This window comes from Pseudomonas purpurea, assembly GCF_039908635.1.
Taxonomy (GTDB): domain Bacteria; phylum Pseudomonadota; class Gammaproteobacteria; order Pseudomonadales; family Pseudomonadaceae; genus Aquipseudomonas; species Aquipseudomonas purpurea.
The window spans coordinates 5,399,463-5,423,736 of the sequence record NZ_CP150918.1 but is presented as its reverse complement, the minus strand read 5'-3'; the positions used below and the strand labels follow the sequence as shown (position 1 = coordinate 5,423,736).

The 24,274-nt window shown below is 60.7% G+C and carries 29 protein-coding genes; 24 read left to right on the top strand and 5 right to left on the bottom strand.

What is annotated here, in order from left to right; genetic code table 11:
• Positions 1-4: 4 nt before the first annotated feature.
• The 23 genes from AABM54_RS24440 (at position 5) to AABM54_RS24330 (ending at position 17,283) form a co-directional block, all read left to right on the top strand.
• Positions 5-511, top strand: a complete 507-nt coding sequence (locus AABM54_RS24440; RefSeq protein ID WP_347902474.1) for a SycD/LcrH family type III secretion system chaperone — start codon at positions 5-7, stop codon at positions 509-511.
• Positions 492-1,658 carry a type III secretion system translocon subunit SctE gene (gene sctE, locus AABM54_RS24435; RefSeq protein ID WP_347902473.1) on the top strand — a complete coding sequence of 389 codons (1,167 nt, stop codon included), beginning with the start codon at positions 492-494 and terminating at the stop codon, positions 1,656-1,658. The genes AABM54_RS24440 and sctE overlap by 20 nt, the downstream gene beginning before the upstream one ends.
• Positions 1,659-1,669: 11 nt before the next feature.
• Positions 1,670-2,560, top strand: a complete 891-nt coding sequence (locus AABM54_RS24430; RefSeq protein ID WP_347902472.1) for a YopD family type III secretion system translocon subunit — start codon at positions 1,670-1,672, stop codon at positions 2,558-2,560.
• A gap of 122 nt (positions 2,561-2,682) precedes the next feature.
• A complete protein-coding gene (locus AABM54_RS24425) occupies positions 2,683-3,126 on the top strand; it encodes a type III secretion system chaperone (protein ID WP_347902471.1) in 444 nt (147 codons plus the stop codon).
• 8 nt (positions 3,127-3,134) lie between these two features.
• The gene (locus AABM54_RS24420; RefSeq protein WP_347902470.1) at positions 3,135-3,380 is read left to right on the top strand and encodes a T3SS regulon translocated regulator ExsE family protein; all 246 of its coding nucleotides are present in this window, start codon (positions 3,135-3,137) and stop codon (positions 3,378-3,380) included.
• Positions 3,377-3,793, top strand: a complete 417-nt coding sequence (locus tag AABM54_RS24415) for a YscW family type III secretion system pilotin (protein ID WP_347902469.1) — start codon at positions 3,377-3,379, stop codon at positions 3,791-3,793. The genes AABM54_RS24420 and AABM54_RS24415 overlap by 4 nt, the downstream gene beginning before the upstream one ends.
• Before the next feature lie 257 nt (positions 3,794-4,050).
• A complete protein-coding gene (locus AABM54_RS24410; protein ID WP_347902468.1) occupies positions 4,051-4,866 on the top strand; it encodes an AraC family transcriptional regulator in 816 nt (271 codons plus the stop codon).
• A 118-nt stretch (positions 4,867-4,984) separates the two neighbouring features.
• Positions 4,985-5,818, top strand: coding sequence for a T3SS regulon anti-activator ExsD domain-containing protein (locus AABM54_RS24405; protein WP_347902467.1), 834 nt, complete (start codon positions 4,985-4,987; stop codon positions 5,816-5,818).
• 22 nt (positions 5,819-5,840) lie between these two features.
• Complete coding sequence (locus AABM54_RS24400) at positions 5,841-6,263, top strand: YscB family type III secretion system chaperone (protein WP_347902466.1); 423 nt, start codon at positions 5,841-5,843, stop codon at positions 6,261-6,263.
• The gene (gene sctC, locus AABM54_RS24395; protein WP_347902465.1) at positions 6,251-8,080 is read left to right on the top strand and encodes a type III secretion system outer membrane ring subunit SctC; all 1,830 of its coding nucleotides are present in this window, start codon (positions 6,251-6,253) and stop codon (positions 8,078-8,080) included. Before AABM54_RS24400 ends, sctC begins: the two co-directional genes overlap by 13 nt.
• Position 8,081: 1 nt before the next feature.
• Complete coding sequence (gene sctD, locus AABM54_RS24390; protein WP_347902464.1) at positions 8,082-9,386, top strand: type III secretion system inner membrane ring subunit SctD; 1,305 nt, start codon at positions 8,082-8,084, stop codon at positions 9,384-9,386.
• Positions 9,349-9,555: an EscE/YscE/SsaE family type III secretion system needle protein co-chaperone gene (locus AABM54_RS24385; protein ID WP_347902463.1), complete on the top strand. Its 207-nt coding sequence runs from the start codon at positions 9,349-9,351 to the stop codon at positions 9,553-9,555. The genes sctD and AABM54_RS24385 overlap by 38 nt, the downstream gene beginning before the upstream one ends.
• A complete protein-coding gene (gene sctF, locus AABM54_RS24380) occupies positions 9,555-9,809 on the top strand; it encodes a type III secretion system needle filament subunit SctF (protein ID WP_347902462.1) in 255 nt (84 codons plus the stop codon). The genes AABM54_RS24385 and sctF overlap by 1 nt, the downstream gene beginning before the upstream one ends.
• Positions 9,809-10,162 carry a YscG family type III secretion system chaperone gene (locus tag AABM54_RS24375; RefSeq protein ID WP_347902461.1) on the top strand — a complete coding sequence of 118 codons (354 nt, stop codon included), beginning with the start codon at positions 9,809-9,811 and terminating at the stop codon, positions 10,160-10,162. Before sctF ends, AABM54_RS24375 begins: the two co-directional genes overlap by 1 nt.
• A complete protein-coding gene (locus AABM54_RS24370; RefSeq protein ID WP_347902460.1) occupies positions 10,159-10,740 on the top strand; it encodes a YopR family T3SS polymerization control protein in 582 nt (193 codons plus the stop codon). Before AABM54_RS24375 ends, AABM54_RS24370 begins: the two co-directional genes overlap by 4 nt.
• Positions 10,740-11,078, top strand: coding sequence for a type III secretion system inner rod subunit SctI (gene sctI / locus AABM54_RS24365; protein WP_347902459.1), 339 nt, complete (start codon positions 10,740-10,742; stop codon positions 11,076-11,078). The genes AABM54_RS24370 and sctI overlap by 1 nt, the downstream gene beginning before the upstream one ends.
• A complete protein-coding gene (gene sctJ / locus AABM54_RS24360) occupies positions 11,075-11,824 on the top strand; it encodes a type III secretion system inner membrane ring lipoprotein SctJ (RefSeq protein WP_347906291.1) in 750 nt (249 codons plus the stop codon). Before sctI ends, sctJ begins: the two co-directional genes overlap by 4 nt.
• Positions 11,824-12,465, top strand: coding sequence for a Yop proteins translocation protein K (locus AABM54_RS24355; protein ID WP_347902458.1), 642 nt, complete (start codon positions 11,824-11,826; stop codon positions 12,463-12,465). Before sctJ ends, AABM54_RS24355 begins: the two co-directional genes overlap by 1 nt.
• On the top strand, positions 12,444-13,127 hold the full coding sequence (locus AABM54_RS24350) for an HrpE/YscL family type III secretion apparatus protein (protein WP_347902457.1): 684 nt from the start codon (positions 12,444-12,446) through the stop codon (positions 13,125-13,127). Before AABM54_RS24355 ends, AABM54_RS24350 begins: the two co-directional genes overlap by 22 nt.
• Positions 13,128-13,216: 89 nt before the next feature.
• Positions 13,217-15,256: a patatin-like phospholipase family protein gene (locus AABM54_RS24345; RefSeq protein ID WP_347902456.1), complete on the top strand. Its 2,040-nt coding sequence runs from the start codon at positions 13,217-13,219 to the stop codon at positions 15,254-15,256.
• Positions 15,257-15,261: 5 nt separating this feature from the next.
• The gene (locus tag AABM54_RS24340; RefSeq protein WP_347902455.1) at positions 15,262-15,672 is read left to right on the top strand and encodes a CesT family type III secretion system chaperone; all 411 of its coding nucleotides are present in this window, start codon (positions 15,262-15,264) and stop codon (positions 15,670-15,672) included.
• 357 nt (positions 15,673-16,029) lie between these two features.
• Positions 16,030-16,863, top strand: coding sequence for an EamA family transporter (locus AABM54_RS24335; RefSeq protein ID WP_347902454.1), 834 nt, complete (start codon positions 16,030-16,032; stop codon positions 16,861-16,863).
• 36 nt (positions 16,864-16,899) lie between these two features.
• The gene (locus AABM54_RS24330) at positions 16,900-17,283 is read left to right on the top strand and encodes an MAPEG family protein (protein WP_347902453.1); all 384 of its coding nucleotides are present in this window, start codon (positions 16,900-16,902) and stop codon (positions 17,281-17,283) included.
• 154 nt (positions 17,284-17,437) lie between these two features.
• Here the strand turns inward: AABM54_RS24330 and AABM54_RS24325 are convergent, their stop codons facing one another.
• On the bottom strand, positions 17,438-18,628 hold the full coding sequence (locus AABM54_RS24325) for a murein transglycosylase A (protein ID WP_347902452.1): 1,191 nt from the start codon (positions 18,626-18,628) through the stop codon (positions 17,438-17,440).
• A gap of 128 nt (positions 18,629-18,756) precedes the next feature.
• Here AABM54_RS24325 and AABM54_RS24320 point away from each other — a divergent pair, with 128 nt between their 5' ends.
• Complete coding sequence (locus AABM54_RS24320; RefSeq protein WP_347902451.1) at positions 18,757-19,206, top strand: cytochrome c; 450 nt, start codon at positions 18,757-18,759, stop codon at positions 19,204-19,206.
• 178 nt (positions 19,207-19,384) lie between these two features.
• On the opposite strand, the gene AABM54_RS24315 is transcribed toward AABM54_RS24320, so the two are convergent.
• The 4 genes from AABM54_RS24315 to AABM54_RS24300 all read right to left on the bottom strand — a co-directional run bounded on the left by AABM54_RS24315 (position 19,385) and on the right by AABM54_RS24300 (position 24,045).
• On the bottom strand, positions 19,385-19,780 hold the full coding sequence (locus AABM54_RS24315; RefSeq protein ID WP_347902450.1) for a DUF1090 domain-containing protein: 396 nt from the start codon (positions 19,778-19,780) through the stop codon (positions 19,385-19,387).
• Positions 19,781-19,874: 94 nt separating this feature from the next.
• Positions 19,875-21,557 (bottom strand): NAD-dependent DNA ligase LigB, encoded by a 1,683-nt coding sequence (ligB, locus tag AABM54_RS24310; RefSeq protein WP_347902449.1) that lies wholly within the window; start codon positions 21,555-21,557, stop codon positions 19,875-19,877.
• 283 nt (positions 21,558-21,840) lie between these two features.
• The gene (gene metK, locus AABM54_RS24305; protein ID WP_347902448.1) at positions 21,841-23,031 is read right to left on the bottom strand and encodes a methionine adenosyltransferase; all 1,191 of its coding nucleotides are present in this window, start codon (positions 23,029-23,031) and stop codon (positions 21,841-21,843) included.
• 18 nt (positions 23,032-23,049) lie between these two features.
• Positions 23,050-24,045, bottom strand: coding sequence for a metalloregulator ArsR/SmtB family transcription factor (locus tag AABM54_RS24300; RefSeq protein WP_347902447.1), 996 nt, complete (start codon positions 24,043-24,045; stop codon positions 23,050-23,052).
• Positions 24,046-24,274 lie beyond the last annotated feature (229 nt).

The window sequence follows — 24,274 nt, the reverse complement described above, 5'->3', positions numbered from 1 at the left end:
GTTGATGAGCCAGCAAGAACACGATGTGTCTGAGGAATACGAGAAGGAACTGGAGGCGTTTTTGCGCGATGGCGGCACGCTGGCCATGCTCAAGAACATCTCCAGCGACAGCCTGGAGCAGCTCTATTCCCTGGCGTTCAATCAATACCAGGCCGGCAAGTGGGACGACGCCCACAAGATCTTTCAATCGCTGTGCATGCTTGATCACTACGACGTTCGGTTCTTCCTGGGCCTGGGCGCATGCCGGCAGTCCATGGGGCAGCTTGAGCAGGCATTGCAGAGCTTCAGTTATGGCGCGCTGATCGACATCAACGAGCCCAGATTTCCGTTTCATGCTGGCGAGTGTCACCTGCAACTGGGTGATCTCGACGGGGCCGAGAGTGGCTTCTACTCGGCTCAGGCCTTGGCCGCAGCACAGCCGGCGCATTCGGTTTTGGCCGAACGTGCCGGCGCCATGTTGGAAGCCGTATTAGCGAGAAAGGATCAACACAATGAATCCGATAGCGTTTGATCGCGTTGCGCTGACCACGGGGAACGTTTTTGCGAACGACCCGGTGGTCCCGCCGCGCAATGGCCGAGGGGGGGATGCACTCACGGTCACCCGGGTCGAGGCGGATGGCCGCCCAGCCGCTTCGTCTCAAGGTGTGCAACTGACAGCGCCGCTGGCGGCCAGTCAGCAGCGTCTGGAGGCCAGCACTCGGACGGATATCAACCGCCTGGTGCAGTCCGTGCGTCAGGACAGTGTGCTGGCCCAGCGGTTTATCGCCGAAACCACACGGCTTGGGGTAGCGCGGCTCAGCTCGGTGGAAGATTTCGAGATTGAACTGGCCAAGCTGACCGGTGAACTGGAGTCCACGCAGAAGAAGCTCAAGCTCGAAGAAATCAAGCAGGCGCGTGAGCAGAACCTGCAAAAGATGGAAGAAAACCAGAAGAAGATCAAAGAGTCGACCGAGGCTGCGAAAGAAGCCCAGAAGTCTGGTCTGGTGAGCAAGATTTTTGGCTGGATCAGCGCCATTGCATCGATCATCGTCGGCGCAATCATGATCGCGACGGGCGTCGGTGCGGCCGTCGGTGCACTGATGATCGCTGGTGGCGTCATGGGCATCGTTTCCCAGTCGGTACAGCAAGCGGCAAAAGACGGATTGATCAGCAAAGAAGTGATGGAAAAGCTCGGACCGGCTCTGATGGGGATTGAAATCGCCATCGCCGTGATCGCTGCAGTAGCCAGTTTTGGGGGGGCTGCCGTCGGGGCAGTCGCCAAGTTGGGGGCGAAAATCGGTGGCAAGGCTGCCGAACTCACTGCCAGCCTCGCCAGTAAAGTGGCGGATTTGGGGAGCAAGTTCGGCAATGTCGCGAGCCAGTCGATTTCCCATGGCGCCAAGCTTGGCGTGCAGATTTCCGATGTGACCCTGGATGTCGCCAACGGTGTGGCGCAAACCACCCACTCGGCGCTGCAAGCCAAGGCTGCTGACAAACAGGCCGATGCCCTGGAGGCGCGTTCCCAGCTCACCCAGTTCCAGACGGTTCTGGACAAACTCAAGGAAGAGCTCAGCCGCATGGTCGAGTCCTTTTTGCAGGTCATGGAGCTGATTTTCCAGATGATCAATGCCAAGGGCGACAGCCTGCATAACCTATCCAGCCGTCCTGCGGCTATCTGAGGAGCACATCAATGAATATTGACAAAGGCTATGCCGCTCAGGGGACGAACCCGATCGGCAACACCCAGCCATTGGAAAAAACCCAATCGGCAGCAAAGGGCGAAACGGTCCACAGCGCGGGCACGGCCCCGGTTGGCGAATCGAAAAAGGGTCAGGGCGTCGACCTGCCTGCACCGCGCCAGGGGCTCAACGCTGGCGGTCTGAGCAAGGTCAGCAGTGAGCTCAATGGCAGCGTGGAACTGATGGTGCTGCTGTTTCGCATCGCGCAGAAGGCTCGCGAGCTGGGGATCATGCAGCGTGACAGCGAGAACACTTCGATCATCAACGCGCAGAAATCCCAGGTGGACGAAATGCGCGCCGGTTCCAAGTTGATGATTGCCATGGCGGTGATCTCCGGGGTGATGGCCGTAGGGTCGGCGATTACCGGTGCCATCGGCGCGATCAAGAACGGCAAGGCGATCAGCCAGGAAAAAATGCTGGAGAAAAACATCGCCGGGCGCAACGAGCTGATCGACGCGAAGATGCAGTCGCTGGGCAAAACCTCGGACGCCGATCGCATCGAAATCGGCAAGATCTGGGCCAAGGACCAGACGGCGGACACCAGTACGCTCAAGCTGACCGGGCAGGGTGTGGATAACCGCAATGCCAAGCTGCAAAGCATCAATGGCGTGAATCAGGCACTCGGGCAGATGGCCAACACCTCGGTGCAAGTCGAGCAAACCGCTATCCAGGCCAATGCCAAGGAAGATGAAGTCAAAGCGTCGGTTGCCCAGAGCGAAAAGCAAAAGGTCGAAGACCAGTTGAGCTACAACGCCAACTTCATGAAAGAGATGCTGCAGTTGCTCCAGCAGTACACCCAGAACCACAACCAGGCGTGGCGTGCTGCCGCCGGCGTCGCCTGATGTGATTTTGTTGTAGGAAAAAAGCCGCAGTGATGTGGCTTTTTTCTTAAAAGAAAAGCCCGTCAGTGACAAAACCCCAGCATGGCCGGGTGCTAGCATTCGCCTAGCTCGAGGAGACATGCATGGATTTGAGTATCAGGGTCAATCGGCTGCTTGCCGAATTTGCCAATCGCAGTGGCCTTCCCGCTTTGTCGCTGGATGAAGAGGGGGTAGCAAGCCTGCTGTTTGATGATCAGTTGGGCGTGACGCTGGTATTGCTGGCCGGACGTGAGCGATTGGTCATGGAAGCGGACGTGGCGGGAATCGAAACCTTTGGCGACGGAATCTTCCGGCAGCTGGCGAGTTTCAATCGACGCTGGTATCGCTTCGACCTGCATTTTGGTTTTGACGAGGAATCGGGCCTGGTGCAGTTGTACGCCCAGATTCCAGCGGCCGAGTTGACCCTGGAAAGCTTCGAGACCACCTTGGCCAACTTGCTCGATCACGCCGAGTTCTGGCAGCAATTGCTGCCCGGACATGACAGTGCCGCCCAGGCGATATCCAGACCCGCCGGTATGAGGGTTTAAGCAGAGCCATGAAGATAGACAGCGCTGGCATTTCACCAGCAGCCACGATCGACCGTGCACAAGTGCCTGGAAGCTTTGCCGGACGCTCGCTCAGTCAGGTGCCCAGCCGTCAGGAAGGGGTCGCCAGTGTCGCTGAGCTGGGTCGCTGGCTGGCGACGCAGGTCGGTGCGGATCAACAGAGTGAGCGACAGCTGCAGCGATTGGTCGATGGCGATACCGCCCCTCTTTATGAGCGTCAGGTTCGTCAACCATGATGAGGGCGCTGCTGTGCAGCGTTTTTTTGGCCTTGGGCGGCTGTGTCAGTGTGCCGCCAACGCCCGTAAACAAGATTGATGTCAGGGGGCAGGTGCGCACGCCATCGCCGGTCACGCGCCCGGCCTATGTGAGTGTGCGGCTCTATGCCTTGACCGGGGGGCAACCGCGGCTGATTGCGCAGGCCCGCTACCGGGTGACGGCGCTGCCGTTGCACTTTGCTTTTCGTTTGACACCGGTGCAGGTGGCCGGTGACGGACTGTTGCTGCGCAGCGAACTGGCCTGGTCCGATGACGGTCCTGTCCAGGCTCGAAGTTGGCAACCTGCGGTACCCGGTAACGATATGAATGTGCGTCTTGGACAGTTGCCTTGTTATCCGAAGTGCGCTGTTTCGGCGACGCCGGAACACCTCTGAAATACTTTGTATCAATATTTGCCTTATTGAATTCGGTGAGTGTTCCGATACTTCGACGGCTATATAAAAATAGCGAGGGTTTCATTAAATAAGAGTAATTAACCTAATTTCAGGTCAATCATTCTCGTTAATGATAACTGTCGTTGAATTCATCATCGTTCATAGCGTCACGCAGTAGTACGTAGAGGGTGCGTTTTCGTACGGCGCCTGCCTGGGCGGCGTACAAACGGTATGTGCAGGTTCGGGGTCACTATTATATGCAAGGTGCCAGCACACTTGGCCGGAAACAGATAAAGCTGTGCCGATGGTCTATCCCAACGTTTGAGTTTGTATCGAACTGCGAAGAAGGGATTTATATCCTTATCGAGGGACAGCTCACGGTTCAGGATTGTAATGCGACACTTTGTCTCATGCCGGGTGAACTAATGTTTGCGCGCAGAGGTAATTATGTCGTGAGCACGGGCGAGCATGATTGTCGTTTGCTTTGGATCCCGTTATCGGTTGGTTTTTTGCAGAACTTCATTCAGCGTTTCGGTGCTCTATTGAGCGAGGTAGAGCGTTGGGAGGAGCCTGGGGTCAGTCTCATCGCGTTCGCCAGTACACCGTTGTTGGCCAATTGCGTCAAAGGGCTTGAAGGGCTGCTGGTGCATGAGCACCCGCCCATGCTGGCGTTGTTGCGGGTTGAAGAGTTGTTGATGTTGTTTGCCTTCAGCCCCCAGGGGCCGGCGCTGATGTCGGTGTTGCGCCAGCAGGGCAGCCGGCATGTCGAAAGGTTGCAGGCCTTCATGGAACAGCACTATCTCAAGGAATGGCGGCTCAGCGAGTTTTCTCGGGAGTTCGGCATGGGATTGACGACGTTCAAAGAGTTGTTTGGCTCGGTCTACGGCGTTTCTCCTCGTGCGTGGATCAGCGAGCGGCGTATCCTGTACGCCCACCATTTACTGCTTAACAGTGAGATGAGCATCGTGGACATCGCGATGGAAAGCGGCTTTTCCAGTCAGTCCTACTTTACCCAGAGCTATCGTCGCCGTTTCGGGTGTACGCCCAGCCGTTCCAGACAGGGAAAAGAATAGCGTCGGACTAAAAAAAAATGACGTTTTTTGCAAGTTTGGTCCGTTGCCCCTCAGTAAGATTGGTCGCAGTGAAAGACGCTGACGGGTGTGCTACGAAACAAGATAGTCAAGGCAGAGAATGAGCCAGGAAGACCATAATCAAACCCCTCAAGCAGGCATTTTTGCTGGCCGTCGGGTATCCGTAGTGGGTCAGGATGCCCGCTCTCGGGGCAGAGCCGCAGGTTGTATATCAGGCAGTTTGTATCGTGAATCGGGAATCATCAGCGCGCGACAGTTGACCTTGTTGCAGCGCCTGCTGCCGCGTGTGCAACTGGAACAGCTGTTCCAGTCCAGCTGGCTGCAACAGCGCCTGGCTCGCGGAATGGCGCTTGAGCGCGGGGACCTTCAACTGGTGCTGCGCCAGGCCACCGCCCAAGGTAACGACTGGTGCAACTGGCTGGGCGACCGAATCAACCTGGCCTCGCCCCAGGCCATGATCGACTGGGTCCTGCTGCCCGTATACAGCTGGTGGGAAAGCCTGTTCGACGAAGCGATCCCCAATTGGCGTTCTGCGCTGATGGAGTACGAAACCCAGGCCCGCCAATTGCGGATCAAGGCTGAGTTCTGGCGTCAGGTGGGCGAAGCCGATTCGCAGCTGGTGCAGCAAGAGTTGGCCAACATTGTCCGCTGTCAGGCAAAGACTGAAGCGGACACCGCGAACATGGTCCGCACGCTGAGCGCCATCTCCGAGCGAGCCAGAGAAGCCTGGCCCAACTGGCATCAGGGCATGGCCGTGTTGCTGGCCGACGGCAAGCTCGACGGCTTTGCGCCCGTGCCGGTAGTGCTGGCCTCCCTGTGGGAGCCGCTGGCCAAACTTGACGAGGACGCGCACGCCGCGGACGCCGTACAGCACTGGTTGCATGAACGCAGCCTGTGCCAGGCCCACGACCACTTTTACTGGCAGAGCCCCTGACTGCCGGATACGCCGAGGAATCATGGAACATTTACTGACTGGATTGGCCGCACGAACGGGCCAAGGGCCTTTTGTGGCCGATAAAACAGGTCGCTACCACCTGCGGGTCGACGGCCATAGCCTGTTTTTACAGCGCCAGGGTGCTGACCTTGTGCTGTCCAGCCCGTTGAACTGGCAGGTTCAGGGCCAATCCCCGGCGGATCGCGAGGTGTTGCTGAACCTGCTGGGTCAGGTCACTCGTTGGAGCCGGCGTCATCCCCAGGCGTTGGCGACCGATGAACAGTCAAACCTGATGCTTGAGGCGCGCCTGGAGCTGGGCGCCCTTGAGCTCGACGAACTTGAGCGGGCGCTGGCGGCTCAGGTCGGGATTCTGGAAACGATCAAGCCGCAGCTGCTGCGTGCAGGGCTGGAACCTCAGTGGAAACAAACTTTATGGCGTCCCTGAGAGTCTCGCGGTGCTTGAGCCTGGTCTTTGCGTTAGCGCTGACCGGGACCGCTCAAGGTCAGGATCTGGACTGGCCAACCCTCCCCTACAACTACGTCGCCCAAGGCGAAAACCTGCGTGATGTGCTGGCCAATTTCGGCGCCAACTACGACGGCTCGGTGATTGTCAGTGACAAGGTCAATGATCAGGTCAGTGGGCGCTTCGACCTCAAGGATCCCCAGTCCTTTCTGCAACTGATGGCCTCGCTCTACAACCTCATCTGGTACTACGACGGGGCTGTTCTGTATGTGTTCAAGTCCACCGAAATGCAGTCGCGGCTGGTCAAGCTGGAACAGGTCAGCGAAACCGAGTTGAGGCAGGCGCTGGAAGCGGCGGGTGTCTGGGAACCGCGTTTTGGCTGGCGACCGGACATGAGCGGGCGGCTGGTGTATGTCTCCGGCCCTTCGCGTTACCTGGACCTGGTGGAGCAAACCGCCATGGCCCTTGAACAGCAACATGCATTGCGCAGTGAGAAGACCGGCGACCTGGCCGTGGAAATCTTTCCGCTCAAGTACGCGGTCGCCGAGGATCGGCGGATCAAGTACCGCGAAGACGACATCGACGCGCCGGGCGTGGCGACCATCCTGGCCCGGGTGCTGGGTGACGCCAATGTGGTGTCGGTCGACGGCGGGCAGGACAGCCCACGGTTGCCGGCACAGTCCGGGCGTGCGGTGGTTCAGGCCGAGCCCTCGCTCAATGCCATCATCGTGCGCGATACCAAGGACCGCATGCCGATGTACCGGCGCTTGATCACAGCGCTGGATCGTCCGTCGGCGCGGATCGAAGTCGGCTTGTCGATTGTCGACATCAACGCAGAAAACCTCGCCGAACTGGGAGTGGACTGGCGTGTCGGCATCAGCGTTGGCCCGCGCCAGTTGATCGACATCCGCACCACCAGCCAGAACCTCGGCGGCCAGGGCAACGCCAGCCCCGGCACCACGCGAGAGGCCGGCGCCAGCCTGGTAGACAGTCGCGGCCTGGATTACCTGTTGGCCCGAATCACCTTGTTGCAGAGCCAGGGCCGCGCCCAGGTCGGCTCGCGGCCGACCGTGCTGACCCAGGAAAACACCCTGGCGGTGATCGACCACAGCGAAACCTACTACGTCAAAGTCGTCGGCGAGCGGGTGGCTGAACTCAAACCCATCACCTACGGCACCATGCTGAAGCTGACGCCGCGCGTCATCCAGTTGGGTGACAAACCGGAAATCAGCCTCAGCCTGCACATCGAAGACGGCAATCAGAAACCCAACAGCACGGGGGTGGACGGCATTCCCACCATCGCCCGCACCGTGGTCGATACCGTGGCGCGCGTGGGGCATGGCCAGAGCCTGTTGATCGGCGGTATCTACCGCGATGAACTCAACGAGTCGATGCGCAAGGTGCCGTTGCTCGGCGACATTCCGTACCTGGGCGCGTTGTTTCGCTTCAAGTCCAACTTCACCCGTCGTTCGGTGCGGCTGTTTTTGATCGAGCCGCGGCTGATCGACAACGGCGTCGGCCATTTCGTGGCGTTGGGCAGCAAGCGTGGCTACATGGATGGGTTGCTCCAGGTGGATGAACTGTCGAACCAGAGCCTTTCGTTGCAGAAATTGCTCGGCACGTCGCAGTGCCAGGTGCTGGGCCAGGCCCGTGAGCTGCAGCAGATACTGGCGTTGAGCGGCAAGGATTCTTCGCTGACCGCGTGCAGCCTGGGCAATGACACCACCGGTTGGCGCATTTCCGAAGGTGCCTGCGTCGAAGGCGTTGACCAGTGCGTCCGCGCGCCGAAGAAGCCCTGACATGAGCTGGAAAATCCGCTTTTACAGTGGCCTCAATCAAGGGGTCGAAGTGCCGCTGGCCGAAGGCCGGGTGGTCATCGGTTCCGACCCGTTGCAAGCCGATCTGGTGCTGGTCGATGAGGGCATTGCGCCGGTCCATCTGGTGCTGGATGTCGACCCGCAAGGCGTGCGCCTGTTGGAGTGGGCCGAGGGCAATCAGCCGCTTCAGGAGGGCCAGCCGCTGGCCGGCGGCAGCGCGTTGCAGGCGCTGGTCCGGCAGGCCTGCGGGCCGTTGCTGTGGGCCTATTGTGCCCAGGAGCGACAGTTTTCCGAACAGTTGCCGCTGGCCGCCAGCCCTCAGGAGCGCCGCGCGGTGGTGCCCCGGGCCCATTGGGGCGGGCGACTGATGCTTGGGGTCAGCGTGTTGTTGCTGGTCGGTGTGGTCGGTTTGCTCGGCGCCCCGTGGTCGGGGGGCAGCGGCGGCATGACCAGCGAGGACCCGGTCGTGGCCTTGCGCAGTTTTCTGCGTGAACGCCAGTTTCAGCATGTGCAGGTCGGCGAGCGGCAGGGCAGCGGCAATGTTCCGCTCACCGGTTACCTGGAAGACAACCGCACGCGGCTGGCGTTGCAGCAGTACCTGGAGCGCAGCGGCCTGACCTATCGGCTCGACGTTCGCAGCATGGAAGAGATTCGTCAGGGGGTGGAATTCATCCTGCAGAAATTCGGTTACCGCCAGGTGCGCACCGCCAATGCGGATCAGCCCGGCTGGATTCGTCTGACCGGCGAACTGGCGCTGGAGGACGAGCACTGGTTGCAGATCGAAAGCCTGCTCAAGGCCGACGTGCCGGGGTTGCTCGGCGTGGAGAACCGCGTTCGGCTGGCGGGCTCGCACCTCAAGCGGCTCGACCAGATGCTCGCCGATTTCGGGCTCGAAGCGGTGCTGGCCTACCAGGACAAAGGCGAGCGCATCCAGTTGCGCGGGCAACTGGATGAAGCTCAGCTCAACGAGTTCTACAAGTTACAGCGCGAATTCCGTCAGGAGTTCGGCACTCGTCCGGCGCTGGATCTGGTGAGCCGCAACAAGCGCGGCAGCACCGATGAGCTGGAGTTCGTGGTGCGTTCGGTGTCCTTCGGCAAAGTGCCGTATGTGGTGCTGGGTGACGGTCAGAAATACCCGGTCGATGCGTCGACTCCGCAAGGCGTGAGGGTGCTGGCAATCAATGCCGACGCCGTGATCGTCAGCCGCGGCAAACAACAATTCATCATCAATCTCAAGGGAGAGCCACTCAATGATGACGGCTTTGGAGGAGCGTCTGTGCGCCGCTGACGTGGACTTTGAACGGCAGGTGCGCGCGCAACTGGAACAGGCCCAGGCCAGCGGCAAGCGTCGCTTGATGGGCGGCGGTGATCCGCAGCAATACCGGCAATGGCAGATGGAAGCCCAGGCAGTCGAGGCCGCCATCAGCATTCTCAACACCCTCAAGGGAGCTTCGTGATGGCATCGATCTTTACCAATGACAGCAGCGTCAACACCCTCGACAAAGTCGCGGAAAACCTCAAGGAGCAGGCCAACAACGCCAACAAGGAAGTCGGCGACGCCATCGCGGCCCTCAAGGACTCCGCGGACAACCCGGCGCTGTTGGCCGAACTGCAACACAAGCTCAACAAGTGGTCGGTGATCTACAACATCAACTCGACTGTCACCCGTTCGATGAGAGACCTGATGCAGGGCATCCTGCAGAAAATCTGATGATGGACAGTTCATTGAAAGGGCTGATGGCAGAACTAGCCCTGGCCGGTAGCGGCCATCACTGCCACGAAGAAGCCCAGCAGATTGCAAACTGGCTGGAACAGGTCGAGGGGCAGGAGGAAGCCGCGTGCCTGATCCGTCTCTCCAGCCTGATGAACCAGGGGCACTATCAACAGGCACTGGCGCTGGGCGAAGGTAAACCCTGGCCGGCACTTGCGCCGTGGCTGGCGTTGTGTGAGTGGCGGCTGGGGTTGGGCACGGCGCTGGACCGGCGCCTGGCCGAGCTGGCGGCGAGCGAGGACCCTCGGCTGGTGCAGTTCGCCCTCGGCATGCGTGACCCGGAGGGGCCATGAACCGGATCGACTCGTCGCCTTCGCAGCTGCCGCCACGCCATGGGCTGGACACACAGCCCGTGGCGCCGGTCGAGCCCGGTCAGGCGCACGCCTTCGAGGCGGCGATGAAAAGCCCACCGGTGTCGTCCAAATCGGCACCCGCCGACGCACCCTTGCAGCTCTGGTTGCAAGGTGCGGACCTGACGACGGCCCTGGCGGGCATGGACCCTCGGCAACAGCGCGAAACCGTCTGGAAATGGTATCGCCAGGACCTGCCGGCCTCGGCCGAGGGGCGTCGTGATGAGCTGCGCAACTGGCTGATGCAAGGCTTGTCGGACCGTTTGCTGGTGCGTTTCCCGGAACAACAGCTGGGGCTTGAGCAGGATCGTCTGGCGCTCAAGGATCTGCTCAGGGAACAGGCACCGTTTGGCAAGCAGCAGGAAACGCTGTTGCTCAACGTGCTGGGCGAGATCAAGGGGGTTGAGGGCAGTGATTACCTGGCGACCATCGTGCGCCGCGAGTTGCAGATCCTGATCCCCACGAACGCAATGATCGAAAACTTGATGCGCTTCACCCACTCACCCGATTTGGAGTCGTGATGGACGTTAGTCAGATAAGTCAGGCCGCTGTCACCAGTCTCGATGAGCTCAAGGCACCCCAGGCCAGTGCCGGGCAAATCGCCGATTTCGAACAGGCGATGGGCAAGGGCGCCGAGAGCCTGGGGGGCAACCTGCTCAATGAACTCGGACAGATCAAAGAACGTTTTTCCCAGGCCAAGCATGACCTTGAGGTCGAGCTTTCGACCCCCGGCGATGACCCCGGCAGCCTGATGCAGATGCAGTGGTCGTTGATGCGCATCAGCATGCAGGAGGAACTGATAGCCAAGACGGTCGGGCGCATGAGTCAGAACGTCGAAACGCTGATGAAAACCCAATAAGGTGTTGCGTGAAGAGACTCAATCGAATCCTGATGTTGTTGACCGTGTTGCTGCTCGCCGGTTGCAAGGTCGAACTCTATGCCGGCATCAGCCAGAAAGAAGGCAACGAAATGCTCGCGTTGCTGCGCACCGAAGGGATCTGGGCGGCCAAGCAACCCGACAAGGACGGCAAGATCAAGTTGCTGGTCGAGGAGTCCGATATCGCCGAGGCCATTGATGCGCTCAAGCGCAAGGGCTACCCGCGCGAGAGCTTTTCCACGCTCAAGGATGTGTTCCCCAAGGAGGGGTTGATCTCTTCGCCGGTCGAGGAGCGAGCCAGGCTCAATTACGCCAAGGCTCAGGAAATCTCCCGGACCCTGTCGGAAATCGACGGCGTACTGGTGGCCCGGGTGCATGTGGTGTTGCCCGAAGACCGCGACGGTCTGGGCAAGAAGTCTTCGCCAGCCTCGGCGTCGGTGTTTATCAAGCACGCGGCGGACATCCAGCTCGACGCTTACATTCCGCAAATCAAGCAACTGGTGAACAACGGCATCGAAGGCCTGAGTTACGACCGTATCAGCGTGGTGCTGGTGCCTTCGGCCGATGTCCGGCAGGTCCCGCTCGCCCCGCGTTATGACACGGTGTTCTCGATTCAGGTGACAGAAGAATCCCGCAGTCGGTTGCTGGGGTTGTTCGGGTTGCTGATCGCGCTGCTGTTGGTCAGCAACCTCGGCCAGTACTTGTGGCAGCGCAGCAGGCTTTCGTGATGACGTTGTTGCTGACGCCGTACCAATTGAGGTTTTGCCCGGCCCGTTACATTCACCCCACGCACGTCCCGCCCTCGCTGACGGGGCTGGCCGACACGCTTGGCCATTGGCGTCGGCACAGCGGGATCAATGCCTGGTTGTTGGCTGAGTGCAAGCTGGACATCGAGTATGAGTTGCCACCGACACTCGGTGGCCTGGCGTTCTTTGAGCAGGCCGCGCTGGAGAAGACACTCGGTTATCTGGGCGCGCTGCTGCATGGCCACGCCATTCGCCAGGTGCTGGACGCAACAAACCTGCGACGGGTTCACGCCGCGATTGGCGAGGCCGGGCATCGTTACTGCCTGGAACAACTGGAGCTGATCATCGGCGCCTGGCCGGACGGCTGGCAGCAACCGTTGCCTGAAGGTGAGCTCGGTGACTGCTTGCGCCAACGCGCACTGGCGTTCTGGCTGCTGGCCTGCGGTGACGTGCCGCCAGGGTTTGCCCGCCGCCTCGCCTTGCGCCTGACGCATTCCGAATCCCGGCTATCCGAGCCTCCGGTGCAGTGGACGGTGAGCAGCAGCCAGCGCCCATTGGCCCAGGCGTTGTGCCTGAAAATCGCCCGACAAGTGAGCCCGCAATGCTTCCATTTATTGAAATAAAAGCCTCTGAAGTCCGACTGGCACCGGATCAGGTCCTGCTGCGCAGTGCCGATTATCAGGACTATCTGACAGCGGGAGAACTGGTCGAAGTGGCCCGCAAGCGTGCCGAAGAAATCGAGCAGGCGGCCCACGACGTCTACGAGCAACAGAAGGCGCTGGGCTGGCAGGCCGGCATCGAAGAGGCGCGCAAGCGTCAGGCCACGTTGATTCAGGAGACGCTGTTGCAGTGTCATCAGTACTACCGCGAGGTCGAGCAGCAGATGGGCGACGTGGTGCTGCAAGCGGTGCGCAAAATCCTCCAGCACTACGACAACATCGAGCTGACGTTACAGGTGACGCAACAGGCGCTGTCGTTGGTCAGCAACCAGAAGCAGGTGATCCTGCACGTGCAGCCGGATCAGGTGCTTGAGGTGCGCGAGCAGATTTCCAGGGTGCTCAAGGACTTCCCGGAGGTGGGCTATGTCGAGGTTATCGCCGACGCGCGGCTGGACCAGGGCGGCTGCATCCTGGAAACCGAGATCGGCATCATCGACGCGAGTGTCGACGGCCAGCTGGGTGCCCTGGAAGCGGCCTTGAAGCAAACGTGGATGCAGGGCGGCCGAGCTTCTGCGCCATTGATTGGCAGCGCAATCGAGGAGCAATCGCTTGAAGTTCTAAATTGATAAAAATGCGCCCGATACTGGAAAAGCCAAAAAACCGATTCCCTTAGTATTTGCTCCAGGAAAGAACCTACGTTCTACAGGAGCCTTTTATGCACATTCAGTCGTCAGTCAACCCGCTTGCCGGTGCCAGCCAGCCGCAGGAAATCACCCCGCCGAAGGATCAACAACCGGCCAAGGGCACGTTGTCCACGGACCCTGTGGGTCAGGGTTTGACGGCGGCGCTCAAGAGCACGATCGGCATTGCGGTCAGCGCGCAACTGCCGGACATCGGCCGTGCAAGCCTAGTGAAACCGCAGCCCGAAGGCGCGTCGCAACTGATCGCCGAAGGGGCGGGACAGCGGCAAGTCACACTGCGCAGTTTCGAGAACGGCGTCACCGAGGTGCAACTGACCCGGCCACCCCTGACCAGCCTGGTCCTCAGTGGCGGGGGCGCCAAAGGCGCGGCGTATCCGGGGGCGATTTCGGCGCTTGAAAACAAGGGCGCGCTGGAAGGCATCAAGAGCATTTCCGGCTCTTCTGCCGGGGCCATCACTGCTGCATTGTTGTCGTCCGGCATGAACGCCGGCTCGTTCAAGAGTCTGTCGGACGGCATGGACCTGATTTCCCTGCTCGACAGCGGCAACAGCTTCCAGAAGAAAATCCAGCATGCGGTTTCCGGCTACGGCAACCTGATTACCGGGGGCAAGTTGGGGGTGGTCGGCAGCATCATTCGCTTGCTCTACAACATCCTTCCTCGCCTGGGGTCTGAAGCCGCGCCGTTGGAGAAAGTCCTGCGCACGGAGTCCAGCAAGTCTGTGCTGAACCAGATCGCGGCGCATCCCGAGATCGCTCGGCAACCCGCCGTCAGCGCCATTTCGCAAAAACTGGAGAAGGGCGGGGTGGTGACCTTCGGCGACCTGGCCGTGCTCAGCAAGCAGATCCCGCAGATCAAGGAACTGAACATCACCGCCACGGCGATGTTTGAAGGGCGTCCGCAGTTGGTCGTGTTCAATGCCGAACTGACCCCCGACATGGACATCGCCCGCGCCGCGCACATCTCCGGCTCGTTCCCGATTGTCTTCAAGCAGATGGGTGAAACCAGCCATCCGTTCCAGGAAAAGGGCGAGCGTACGTTCTTCCAGGATGGCGGCGTCATGCTCAACGTCCCGGTGCCGGAGATGATCAATCGCCAGTTCGCGAGCAGCCCGTTGCGTCAGGCCGATAACCTCATTCTCAAGTTTCCCGAGGAGGCGGCCGCTGAGCGCGGTCCTGGCGCGGGCTCCCTGAATTTGAAGGAATGGCTCGTGGGGGCTCCGCTGGGGGCGCAAGCGGCATTGCAAGAGCGGGGGCTCGCCGCGTTTGAAGACCAGACCGTCGTGGTACCGCTCAAGACCGAGTCGGGCGATTACAGTGGCATGCTCAGCGGAACCTTGAACTTCACCATGCCCGATAACGTCAAGAACGAGCTGCAGTCATTGTTGCAGGACGAAGTCGGCAACCACCTCGATAACCGTTTGCAGGCCCGCGAGGCCCACACGTTTGCGACGATGGAAGGCGCGCTGCTGGCGCTGGACGATGAAATGCTGGCCGGCGTCGCGGCGCAGGACCCGGTGCGCACGGCGGACGTGGTGCAGTTTCGGCGAGCGGCGGCCGAGGCGTTGTCCGAGTTGACGGTGGCCATCGTCTCGGCCGACGAGATGAAGCTGACGGGCGACATGAATTCGGCCTTCGCGCGCCTGGATGCTTTGGCGTCGACCCCGGACCGTCAGGCATGGATGACCAACACGCTGAACAACACGGATAACGTCGATCATCAACGCTTGCTCGGCGCCCTGCGCAACACGCCTGTGGAGTCGCCGGTGTTGAAGGCGGCGGTCGATGAAATGCGCAAGCGCGATGTGGCGGTGATCGCCGACAACATCCGCAAGGAAGTGATTCTGCCGTCCCTCTACCGTGTCGGGCAGCCGGACTCCAACGTGGCGTTGCTGCGTCGTGTCGAGCACAGCCTGATGCGTGCCGCCACCCCGGCCCAGATCAATCAGGCGCTGGACGACCTTGCCGACAACTATGGCGCCCGTAACAAACCCTGGAGCAAGCCGGTGAGCTCCACCACTATCGAGATGGCCAAGGCCTGGCGAATCACGGAGTAAGCCCCATGACTTTAAAGAACTGGCTGGACCAATGGGACCTGGCGTTACCGTCCGAGGATCAGCACACCTGTCGCCTGCGCATTGGCGAGGGACCGGAACTGCTGCTGGAGCGGATGCCGGACGGCTGGTTGATCGCTTTGCGCCTGGGCGCGTTGCCCAAGACCCTGCTTCAAGGCGTGGTGCTGCAGTTGTTGCAGGTCAACAGCCCGTTCTCGCCGCTCGCCCCCGTACGGCTGACGGCTGATGTCGCGGGTGATCTGGTGCTGTGGGTCGAGGCACTTGAAGGGCAGGCGGGTGTTGAGACCTTGAACGCCTGGTACGGCAAGTTGCTACAGGGCCATGCCTTGTTCAGTTCATTGACGGCGCAAGGGGCGACCCTGTCCGATGCACCCGCGCGGGGCGGAATTTTTGTCTGAACTGACGGCACCGACGGATCGCTGTCACTTGTGAAACATACCGGGCCCTTCAAGGGCCCGGTGTCATTTCAGGGCTGCGGTTGGGCGCCGCTTGTTTCCAGGCATACGCAGGCCGACGTCCGAATTCAAAGGATCGGGTCGCAGCAGATTTTTTTTGGAATAAGTTTGTGCGCAACTGAGTGCGGCGTGGTCGGTTGCCGTATAAACAGCTGCTGACATAGGGCGAATCAATTCTCTACCCCGCTTTATGTAGGCGCAGGGGCACCCAGCTCTTGCTCGCGATGGCGGTCTGAAGAACTCCATCGCGGACAGCTGTGCTTCTACACGTGAGGGTCGGGTCAATAAAAGGAGCGTGCCGTGCTTGCGACGGTTCTGGTGTTGGTGGCGGCGTTGTTGCACGCGGCGTGGAATACGCTGATCAAGTTCAGCGCCGAGCGGTTGCTGGTGGTGGCCTGCATGGACAGCGTGGCGATGCTGTTTGTCGTGCTGATGCTGGGTTTCGTCGAGCTGCCGCCCCTGGAGATCTGGCCATGGATTCTGGCCTCGGCGGCGTTCGAGTTGCTCTATCGTTACCTGTTGATCCAGGCCTACCGTGTCGGCGACCTGGGGTTGGTCTATCCGCTGATGCGCGGCCTGTCTCCCTTGGTGGTGTTGGCATTGACGCTGATCTTTGCCGGTGAAGTGCTGACGACTCAGCAGATCCTCGGCATTTTGTTGATCCCGCTCGGCATGCTGTGCCTGCTCTGGCAGGGCGGCGGCGGGGAGCGCTTGCCGTGGTCGATGTTGCCGGTGGTGGCACTGATCGGCTTGTGCATCGGCTGCTACACCTTCATCGACGGCCAGGCGTTGCGACGCTGGTCGCACCCGATCGATTACCTGGTCTGGGTCACGCTGCTCAGTGCCTGGCCCTTCCCGCTGCTGGCACTGGTGCGCAAGCGGCCGGCGTTCATGCGGTTCTGGCGCGAGCAGTGGCGGCTGGGATTGAGCGTCGGATTCTGCGTGTTGTTCAGCTACGCTCTGGTGCTCTGGGCCATGCAAATCGGGTCGATTGCCGAAGCGGCGGCGTTGCGCGAAATCAGCGTGATTCTGGTGGTGTTGTTCGGCATGCGTTATCTGAAAGAACCTTTCGGCAGGCCACGGCTCTTAGCCTGTGGGCTGGTGCTGGTTGGCATGCTCGTGATGAAGTTCTGAGCGAACTTTCATAGAACTCTAAATAAGGAATCTGCAATGACTGTTGCCCTGTGGTGCGTAATGATCGCGATCTTCTTGCCGTACCTGTGCACGGCCACCGCCAAGATCGGGGGTAAGTTCGGGCTTCGGGATAATCATGATCCGCGAGATTTCCTTGAGTCTCTCGACGGGTTTGCCAGGCGTGCGCACTTGGCCCAGATGAACAGCTTTGAAGTGACCCCGGCGTTTGCCGCTGCGGTCATCGTCGCGCATCTGGCCGGCAATGCCGAGTTGGTGACGATCAACGTGCTGTCGGTGCTGTTCATCACCAGTCGCCTGCTTTACATCATCTGCTACCTGGCGGACTGGGCGATGTTGCGGTCGCTGGTGTGGTTTGTCGGCATGGGGCTGGTTGCCAGTTTCTTTTTTGTGTCGATCTGAATCTGGCTGGTGGATCGCTGGTGTTGTCACTGACCTCATCGCGAGCAAGCTCGCTCCCACAGTAGATTTCGGTCGTACACAAAGTCTGTGTCTACTGAAGATCAATGTGGGAGCGAGCTTGCTCGCGATAGCTATCTAACTGCCAACACACCACTCAAGGATTAGTCTTCACCGCATCCGCCACCTGCGGCAGTTGCGGCAATGCCGCGCCTTTTGGCCATAGCATCCAGATCTGCCCTTGCTGCTTCATGTCACCCGCCAGTTGCCCGGCAGCATCGCCGGTGCCCCAGAACAGGTCGGCGCGAACTTCGCCGGTGATTGCGCCGCCCGTGTCCTGCGCGGCCACCGGACGAACCAGTGCGCTGCCGTCGGGGCGTGTGGTGGACAGCCACAACAGGCTGCCCAGCGGAATCACCTTGCGATCTACGGCCACGCTGTAGCCGGAGGTCAGCGGGACGTTGAGCGAGCCGCGCGGGCCTTCGTTGCTGTCGGGGTTACGGGTGAAGAACACGTAGCTCGGGTTGCTGCCCAGCAGTTCGGGGATGCGCGTCGGGTGAGCCTTGGCCCAGGCGCTGATAGCGCCCATGGTCACGTCTTCCTTTTTCAACTCGCCCTGATCCACCAGCCAGCGGCCAATAGGACGGTACGGGTGACCGTTCTGGTCCGCATAAGCAATGCGCAGTTGCCGACCGTTTTCCAGTTGAATGCGCCCCGAGCCCTGGATTTGCAGAAATTGCAGGTCCATCGGGTCTGTCAACCAGGCCATCACCGGTGCCTTGACCCCGTTGGTTTCGATGGTGGCAGCGTCGTCGTAGGGTTTGAGTACGCGACCTTCGAGTCGGCCACGCAGGCGTTTGCCCTTGAGCTCCGGGTAAATACTGTCCAGCGCGACGATGATCATGTCATCGGGCACGCCATACACCGGCACGGTTGCCGCTTTGGTCTGCGTGAGGCTGCCGGGGTAGACCGGTTCGTAGTAACCGGTGATCAGGCCATTGGCATTGCCACCTGAAGACCGCAGGCCATAGACCTGAAGATTGTCCTTGAGAAACCCGCGCACTTCGCCAGCGCTCAGCGGCACATTGGCGGCTGCCGCGCAGGTAGCGCCCCAGACCGGGTCGGCCTTGAGTCGGGTGCAGGCGCTGCGCCAGGAGCCGAAACCAGCCAGCAGGTCGTTGTCGGCCACAGCCGGCAGATTTTCCCAGGTCGCGCTGGCATAGGTGGCGATGGCATGGGTCTGCGGCTGCGGCTGTGTGTTGTCGCCCCCGTTGCAGCCAGCGAGCAGGGCAACAAGTGGCAGGGTCCAGGTCAGGCTCGGGCGCCAGGCCTTGAAACGGCTGTTCATGCGGTATTTCCTTTGCGGGGTGTTGGAGCGCTTCCAGCGTTCCAGCAACCCTTATTGTTAATAGGGCTATTGGTCTTGGCGGATAACGCGAGGATACTGGCCGCCGTTTCCCGTGACCTGAAGCCACCATGACTCTTAAAAGACTTTCTGTTGTATTGCTGGCCTGCCTGACACTGTCCGCCTGTGGCGGCGTCGATCCAAACTCGCCGCTGGGTCAGCGCAAGGCGATTTTCAAGCAAATGCTCAAGACCGGCGAAGACCTGGGCGGCATGTTGCGCGGCCGGATCCCGTTTGATGGCGCCCGTTTTGCCGAAGGTGCGGTCAAGCTTGATGCCTTGTCTCGTGAGCCGTGGAAGCATTTCCCACAGATTCGTGAAGAAGACCATACCAGCGCCAAGGACGATGTCTGGCAGCAGCAGGCACGCTTTCAGGAAATGGCCCGCACCCTGGAAGCGGCCACCGGTGAGCTGGTGATCGCCAGCCAGGTTCAGCCGTACAAGGCCAGTAACCTGGGGCCTGCCGTGCAGAAAGTCGAAGACGCGTGCAGTGCGTGCCATAAACAGTTTCGGGATCATTGATTCTCAGATTCAACTGATAACGCTGTGGCGAGGGAGCTTGCTCCCGCTCGGCTGCGCAGCAGTCGTAAAGTCAGCCGTCGTGCAAGTGCTGACACTGCGCGGCGGTCGGCTTGGGGCTACTTCGTAGCCCAGCGGGAGCAAGCTCCCTCGCCACAATGAGTGTCGGGTTGTAACGGTCTTACTTATCCAACTCGTCCAGCGCCTGCTGCAACTCCTTGCGGGACTCGGCGAGTTTGTCTTTGCGTTTGTTGATCTTCTCGGCATCGCCCTTTTTCATGGCCTTTTCGAGGTCGGTCTGACGGCGGCTGACTTCGTGCTTGGCATCCAGAACGTTGTTCTCGCGTTCTTTCTTCAGGGAGGCGTCGGTGCAATGGGCGGTGACTTCGCTCAGGGCTTTTTCCAGGCCTGCCTGTTGTTCGGCGTTGCCGTGGGCCTTGGCTTGTTCGATCTGGGCGCTGATGGACTGGCGCTTGGCGGCGCAACCGGTGAGCTCCGGGGCAGGTTCAGCGGCCATCAGCGGTGCAGCCATGACGCTGCACAGGGTCAGCAGGGCGAGCGGTGAAAGAAATTTCATAAAGGCTCCGGGTAAATAGGCAATTGTGTCGAGGTGCAGATGGGCGGTTGGAGCGCCTCTACCACCTTCAGGTTCAACCCTGCCAGGTCCGGGCTTAAAAACCCTCGATCCCGGCAGCGCGTAATTGTTCACTCAGGGCCAGTACCTGCGGGTCGCGGAAAAAAGCGCTCAGTTGCGCAGCGCGACCCGGGCCGATTCCGGCCTCGTTTTGCCAGTGTTCGGTGTCTCTTTGTGCCAGCGCCTGCCATGAATCACCGAGGCTGGCCGAGCCGGTCGGCGGCAATCCCAAGGCTTTGAGCCAGCGTATGAAAGGGCGTTGCCTGGCGGTGTGCAAACTGTCGAGCAGGCGCGCGCTGCTGCGCGGGCCGAAGCCGTCAATGTTAGCAAGCTCTTGAGCATCGAGGGTCAACCAATCGAGCAGACTATTGAGACGCCCGGCGCTGATGAGTTTTTCCCAGGTGCCGGGGCCGACATGGTGCAGGGCCAGCCCCTGTTTGCCACTGAGCCAGGTCAAGCGCGCAAGGAACTGGCCCTCGCAACCGGTGGTCGGTTGCCAGCAGCTCAGAGGATGAAAGCCTTCGGCCTGTGGTGCGATCACTTCCGGTCGGTCGGTGCCGCGTAACACCACGCTGTCGAGGCGCGGAATGGTCAGGCCGGCGAGGCTGATGGCGACCTGGTCGCCGGGGCGGATGTCCATGGCTTGCCAGCGTTGCAGTGAGCTGACGCTGACCCGTTTGATCTGCCGGTCATCCAGCGTAACGGGGGCAAGTTCCAGCACCGGAGTGATACGCCCAGTGCGGCCGATCTTGAAGTGAACCTTGCGGACCTCGGTCAGTGCCTGGGCGAAGGGGTATTTCCAGGCCACGGCCCAGTAAGGCGGTTTGGCCTGCCAGCGCTCGGCGGACGGGCGCGGGCCTTGGCGTAACACAATGCCATCGCTGGCGAACGGCAGGGGCGAGCGATACCAGTGCTCACGCCAGCGTTCGGCATCGGCAAAGCCTGTGATCGGCTGGCTGTAGCGTGCGCTGTCGGGGAAGCCTGATTCCTTCAGAAAGGCCAGTCGCGCCAGCAGACTGGCTGGCCCCTTTGGCCAGTCCCAGATGAACAGGCCAATCCCGGCGGCGTCTTTTTCGTCGAGCGCCTTGCGTGCCATCAAGCCGGCCACGGTACTGCGCGCGTTGAGGCTGCCTGCCTCGGCCTGCACGTGCCCGTCCAGTCGCCAATAGAGTTCGCCTTGCAGCAGGAGATCCTGCGGCTGCGGCAGGTGCTGGGGAATCGCCGCAATCTTGCGCGCCGAGGGCGTCCAGTCATGCCCCTGGAGACCGTCGCCACGGCTGATCACCTGCTGCAATTGCCCGTTGCGGTAAATCAGTGTGACGGCCACGCCGTCGACTTTCGGTTGAGCCCAGGCGTCGCTGCGGCTGTTGAGCCAGGTTTTGACCTTGTCGCCATCGGCGAGTTTGTCCAGGCCGGTGTGAGCCACCGGATGAGCCACTGTGCCGCCCGCTGTGCGCAGTGGATTGTCGGGTGTTGCGACAGCGCTGAAGCATTCGCGCCAGGCAGTGAGGCGTGCGCGGGACTGGTCGTAGAGCTCGTCGGCGACCAGTGCACGGCCCTGACGATGGTAGCTGTCGTCCCAGCGGTCGACTTGTTGTTGCAGGGCGTCGATCTCGCCCAAGGCGCGGGCGGGCGGCCAGTCGGGGCACTCGGCAGCGAGGGTGCCCGCACAGGCAGATGCCAGCAGGAAACCGAAAAACAGGCGCAGGTGTGGCAGCATCGTGAGCGTCCTTGCTCAAGGGGATGCTGGAAGGCTAGGTCAGTATTTCCTGAAGATATAGGCGGGAGTTTTGCCTGGTGTTTCTGATGGTGACTGGTCTGGCCCCTTCGCGGGCAAGCCCGCTCCCACAGGGAATCTGCGCCGTCCACGCATTTTGTACACGCCAACGATCAATGTGGGATCGGGCTTGCCCGCGAAGGGGGCGGCTCGGTCAGGCTGACCATCTCATTAAAAAACCCCGCGCGGCGAACCGGGCGGGGTTTTGTGTGCAGCCAGGAAAGGCTTACAGGCCGGCAGCAGCGCGCAGGGCGTCGGCGCGGTCGGTTTTTTCCCAGGTGAAGGTGGTGAAGGTATCGCCACCGACAGTCTTGGTTTGCGGCGTACGACCGAAGTGGCCGTAGGCTGCGGTTTCCTGGTACATCGGGTGCAGCAGGTCGAGCATGGTGGTGATCGCGTATGGGCGCAGGTCGAACACTTCGCGGACCAGTTTGATGATCTTGTCATCGCTGATCTTGCCGGTGCCGAAGGTGTTCAACGAGATCGAAGTCGGCTGAGCGACGCCGATGGCGTAGGAAACCTGAATCTCGCAACGCTCGGCCAGGCCGGCCGCGACGATGTTCTTGGCCACGTAACGACCGGCGTAGGCGGCCGAACGGTCAACCTTCGATGGATCCTTGCCGGAGAACGCGCCACCACCGTGACGGGCCATGCCGCCGTAGGTGTCGACGATGATCTTGCGACCGGTCAGGCCGCAGTCGCCCACCGGGCCACCGATGATGAACTGGCCGGTCGGGTTGATGTGGTACTGGGTGTCTTTGTGCAGCAGCTCGGCTGGCAGCACGTGCTTGACGATCAGTTCCATCACGCCTTCGCGCAGGTCTTTGTACGACACTTCCGGGTTGTGCTGGGTCGACAGAACGATGGCGTCGATACCCACCACCTTGCCGTTTTCGTAGCGGCAGGTGACCTGGGACTTGGCGTCCGGGCGCAGCCACGGCAGCAGGCCGGATTTGCGCGCTTCAGCCTGACGCTGCACCAACTGGTGAGAGAAGGTGATCGGTGCCGGCATCAGCACGTCGGTTTCGTTGCTGGCGTAGCCGAACATCAGGCCCTGGTCGCCGGCTCCCTGATCTTCAGGCTTGGCACGGTCGACGCCCTGATTGATGTCGGGGGACTGCTTGCCGATGATGTTCATCACGCCGCAGGTTGCGCCGTCGAAACCGACGTCAGAGCTGGTGTAGCCGATGTCGGTGATCACGTCACGAACGATCTGCTCCAGGTCAACCCAGGCAGAGGTGGTGACTTCGCCAGCGATGATTGCCACGCCCGTTTTCACCAGAGTCTCGCACGCCACTCGGGCGAACTTGTCTTCAGCAATGATGGCGTCCAGCACCGCATCAGAAATCTGGTCGGCGATTTTGTCCGGATGCCCTTCAGACACGGACTCGGAGGTGAAAAGGGAGTATTCGCTCATCTCGATTTTTTCCTGAATTTACCGATGGTGAGTGTCGCCAGCCGGTCGCTGAAAGTGGCGGACCTGGATCTGGAAACCATTACGTAAGCCTACATAGAGGCTTTCCCCGGGAACGAGTCCCGCAGCGGAGGCCCAACGGGCCAAATCGTCCTGTTCAAACCCCAACCAAAGATCACCGCAGGCCTCCCTGGCCCAACTTTGGTTGTGGCTACATAACTCTGTCACGAGCAGGCTACCGCCCGGTTGCAGCAAACCGGCCATGTGCTTGAGCGCATCGGCCGGCGCGGCGAAATGGTGCAAGACCATGTTCAGTACAACGCAATCGGCCGAAAGGCTCACGCCATTCAATGCATCGGCCAATTGCAGGCTGACGTTAGCCAGCTTTTCACGCACGCAAACCTGACGCGCCAGTTCGAGCATCGCCGGGCTGTTGTCCAGCGCCGTGACCTGAGTGAAGCGGCTTGCCAGTTCCGGCAGGAAACTGCCGTCGCCGGGGCCGACTTCGATGGCCGTGGCACCTTCGTTGAAACTCAACTTGTCGAGCAGCGCCAGCACGCTTTCGCGGTACTGGGGCAGGCCGGCGATCAAGTCCTGCTGGGCGCGAAACTTCTCCGCAACCCGTGAAAAAAAGTCCTGGCTGGCCGCGGCTCGTTGCCCATGGACCTGACCGATCCGCGTCTGCACATCGCCTGGCAGGGTCAGGTTGTCCACTTCTTCGAGCAAGGCTGCGTGCAGCTTGCCCCCCAGCAACTCGGTGTGGGGCAGGGCGCGACGGTAAAAAATCGCATTGCCTTCGCGGCGCGTTGCCACCAGGCCGGCCTGGGCCAGCACCTTCAAGTGATGGCTCATGCCTGACTGGCCGATCGCGAAGATCTGCGCCAGCTCCAGCACGCCGAACGAATCGTTGGCCAGCGCGCGCAGAACATTCAGCCGCAACGGATCGCCGCCGGCCTTGCACAGGGCCGCCAGCTCATCGCAATCGTCATGTCGAATGGAAGGCACACGTAAATTCATAAGGCCAGCAGTCTAGTGAGGCGCCGAAATCCCCGCAAGGGCAATATCAAAAAGTTTTGATATTGCTCGATAGATGGCACTTCTCGGGCCTGGCTTCACTCTACAAACGAAGCGCGGAAAGGTTTCACCAGTCGAAACCGCCGCTAACCATGGGAAAAACGTCTTCAGATGACTATCTGTCATTGCCCCGAGGCCGGTCGGTGAGGGAAAATGCTCGCCTTTTTTCCGT

Coding starts and splice junctions, on each gene's coding strand:
- AABM54_RS24440 (WP_347902474.1), top strand. CDS start 5: ATGAGCCAGCAAGAACACGATGTGTCTGAGGAATACGAGAAGGAACTG.
- sctE (WP_347902473.1), top strand. CDS start 492: ATGAATCCGATAGCGTTTGATCGCGTTGCGCTGACCACGGGGAACGTT.
- AABM54_RS24430 (WP_347902472.1), top strand. CDS start 1,670: ATGAATATTGACAAAGGCTATGCCGCTCAGGGGACGAACCCGATCGGC.
- AABM54_RS24425 (WP_347902471.1), top strand. CDS start 2,683: ATGGATTTGAGTATCAGGGTCAATCGGCTGCTTGCCGAATTTGCCAAT.
- AABM54_RS24420 (WP_347902470.1), top strand. CDS start 3,135: ATGAAGATAGACAGCGCTGGCATTTCACCAGCAGCCACGATCGACCGT.
- AABM54_RS24415 (WP_347902469.1), top strand. CDS start 3,377: ATGATGAGGGCGCTGCTGTGCAGCGTTTTTTTGGCCTTGGGCGGCTGT.
- AABM54_RS24410 (WP_347902468.1), top strand. CDS start 4,051: ATGCAAGGTGCCAGCACACTTGGCCGGAAACAGATAAAGCTGTGCCGA.
- AABM54_RS24405 (WP_347902467.1), top strand. CDS start 4,985: ATGAGCCAGGAAGACCATAATCAAACCCCTCAAGCAGGCATTTTTGCT.
- AABM54_RS24400 (WP_347902466.1), top strand. CDS start 5,841: ATGGAACATTTACTGACTGGATTGGCCGCACGAACGGGCCAAGGGCCT.
- sctC (WP_347902465.1), top strand. CDS start 6,251: ATGGCGTCCCTGAGAGTCTCGCGGTGCTTGAGCCTGGTCTTTGCGTTA.
- sctD (WP_347902464.1), top strand. CDS start 8,082: ATGAGCTGGAAAATCCGCTTTTACAGTGGCCTCAATCAAGGGGTCGAA.
- AABM54_RS24385 (WP_347902463.1), top strand. CDS start 9,349: ATGATGACGGCTTTGGAGGAGCGTCTGTGCGCCGCTGACGTGGACTTT.
- sctF (WP_347902462.1), top strand. CDS start 9,555: ATGGCATCGATCTTTACCAATGACAGCAGCGTCAACACCCTCGACAAA.
- AABM54_RS24375 (WP_347902461.1), top strand. CDS start 9,809: ATGATGGACAGTTCATTGAAAGGGCTGATGGCAGAACTAGCCCTGGCC.
- AABM54_RS24370 (WP_347902460.1), top strand. CDS start 10,159: ATGAACCGGATCGACTCGTCGCCTTCGCAGCTGCCGCCACGCCATGGG.
- sctI (WP_347902459.1), top strand. CDS start 10,740: ATGGACGTTAGTCAGATAAGTCAGGCCGCTGTCACCAGTCTCGATGAG.
- AABM54_RS24355 (WP_347902458.1), top strand. CDS start 11,824: ATGACGTTGTTGCTGACGCCGTACCAATTGAGGTTTTGCCCGGCCCGT.
- AABM54_RS24350 (WP_347902457.1), top strand. CDS start 12,444: ATGCTTCCATTTATTGAAATAAAAGCCTCTGAAGTCCGACTGGCACCG.
- AABM54_RS24345 (WP_347902456.1), top strand. CDS start 13,217: ATGCACATTCAGTCGTCAGTCAACCCGCTTGCCGGTGCCAGCCAGCCG.
- AABM54_RS24340 (WP_347902455.1), top strand. CDS start 15,262: ATGACTTTAAAGAACTGGCTGGACCAATGGGACCTGGCGTTACCGTCC.
- AABM54_RS24330 (WP_347902453.1), top strand. CDS start 16,900: ATGACTGTTGCCCTGTGGTGCGTAATGATCGCGATCTTCTTGCCGTAC.
- AABM54_RS24325 (WP_347902452.1), bottom strand. CDS start 18,628: ATGAACAGCCGTTTCAAGGCCTGGCGCCCGAGCCTGACCTGGACCCTG.
- AABM54_RS24320 (WP_347902451.1), top strand. CDS start 18,757: ATGACTCTTAAAAGACTTTCTGTTGTATTGCTGGCCTGCCTGACACTG.
- AABM54_RS24315 (WP_347902450.1), bottom strand. CDS start 19,780: ATGAAATTTCTTTCACCGCTCGCCCTGCTGACCCTGTGCAGCGTCATG.
- ligB (WP_347902449.1), bottom strand. CDS start 21,557: ATGCTGCCACACCTGCGCCTGTTTTTCGGTTTCCTGCTGGCATCTGCC.
- metK (WP_347902448.1), bottom strand. CDS start 23,031: ATGAGCGAATACTCCCTTTTCACCTCCGAGTCCGTGTCTGAAGGGCAT.
- AABM54_RS24300 (WP_347902447.1), bottom strand. CDS start 24,045: ATGAATTTACGTGTGCCTTCCATTCGACATGACGATTGCGATGAGCTG.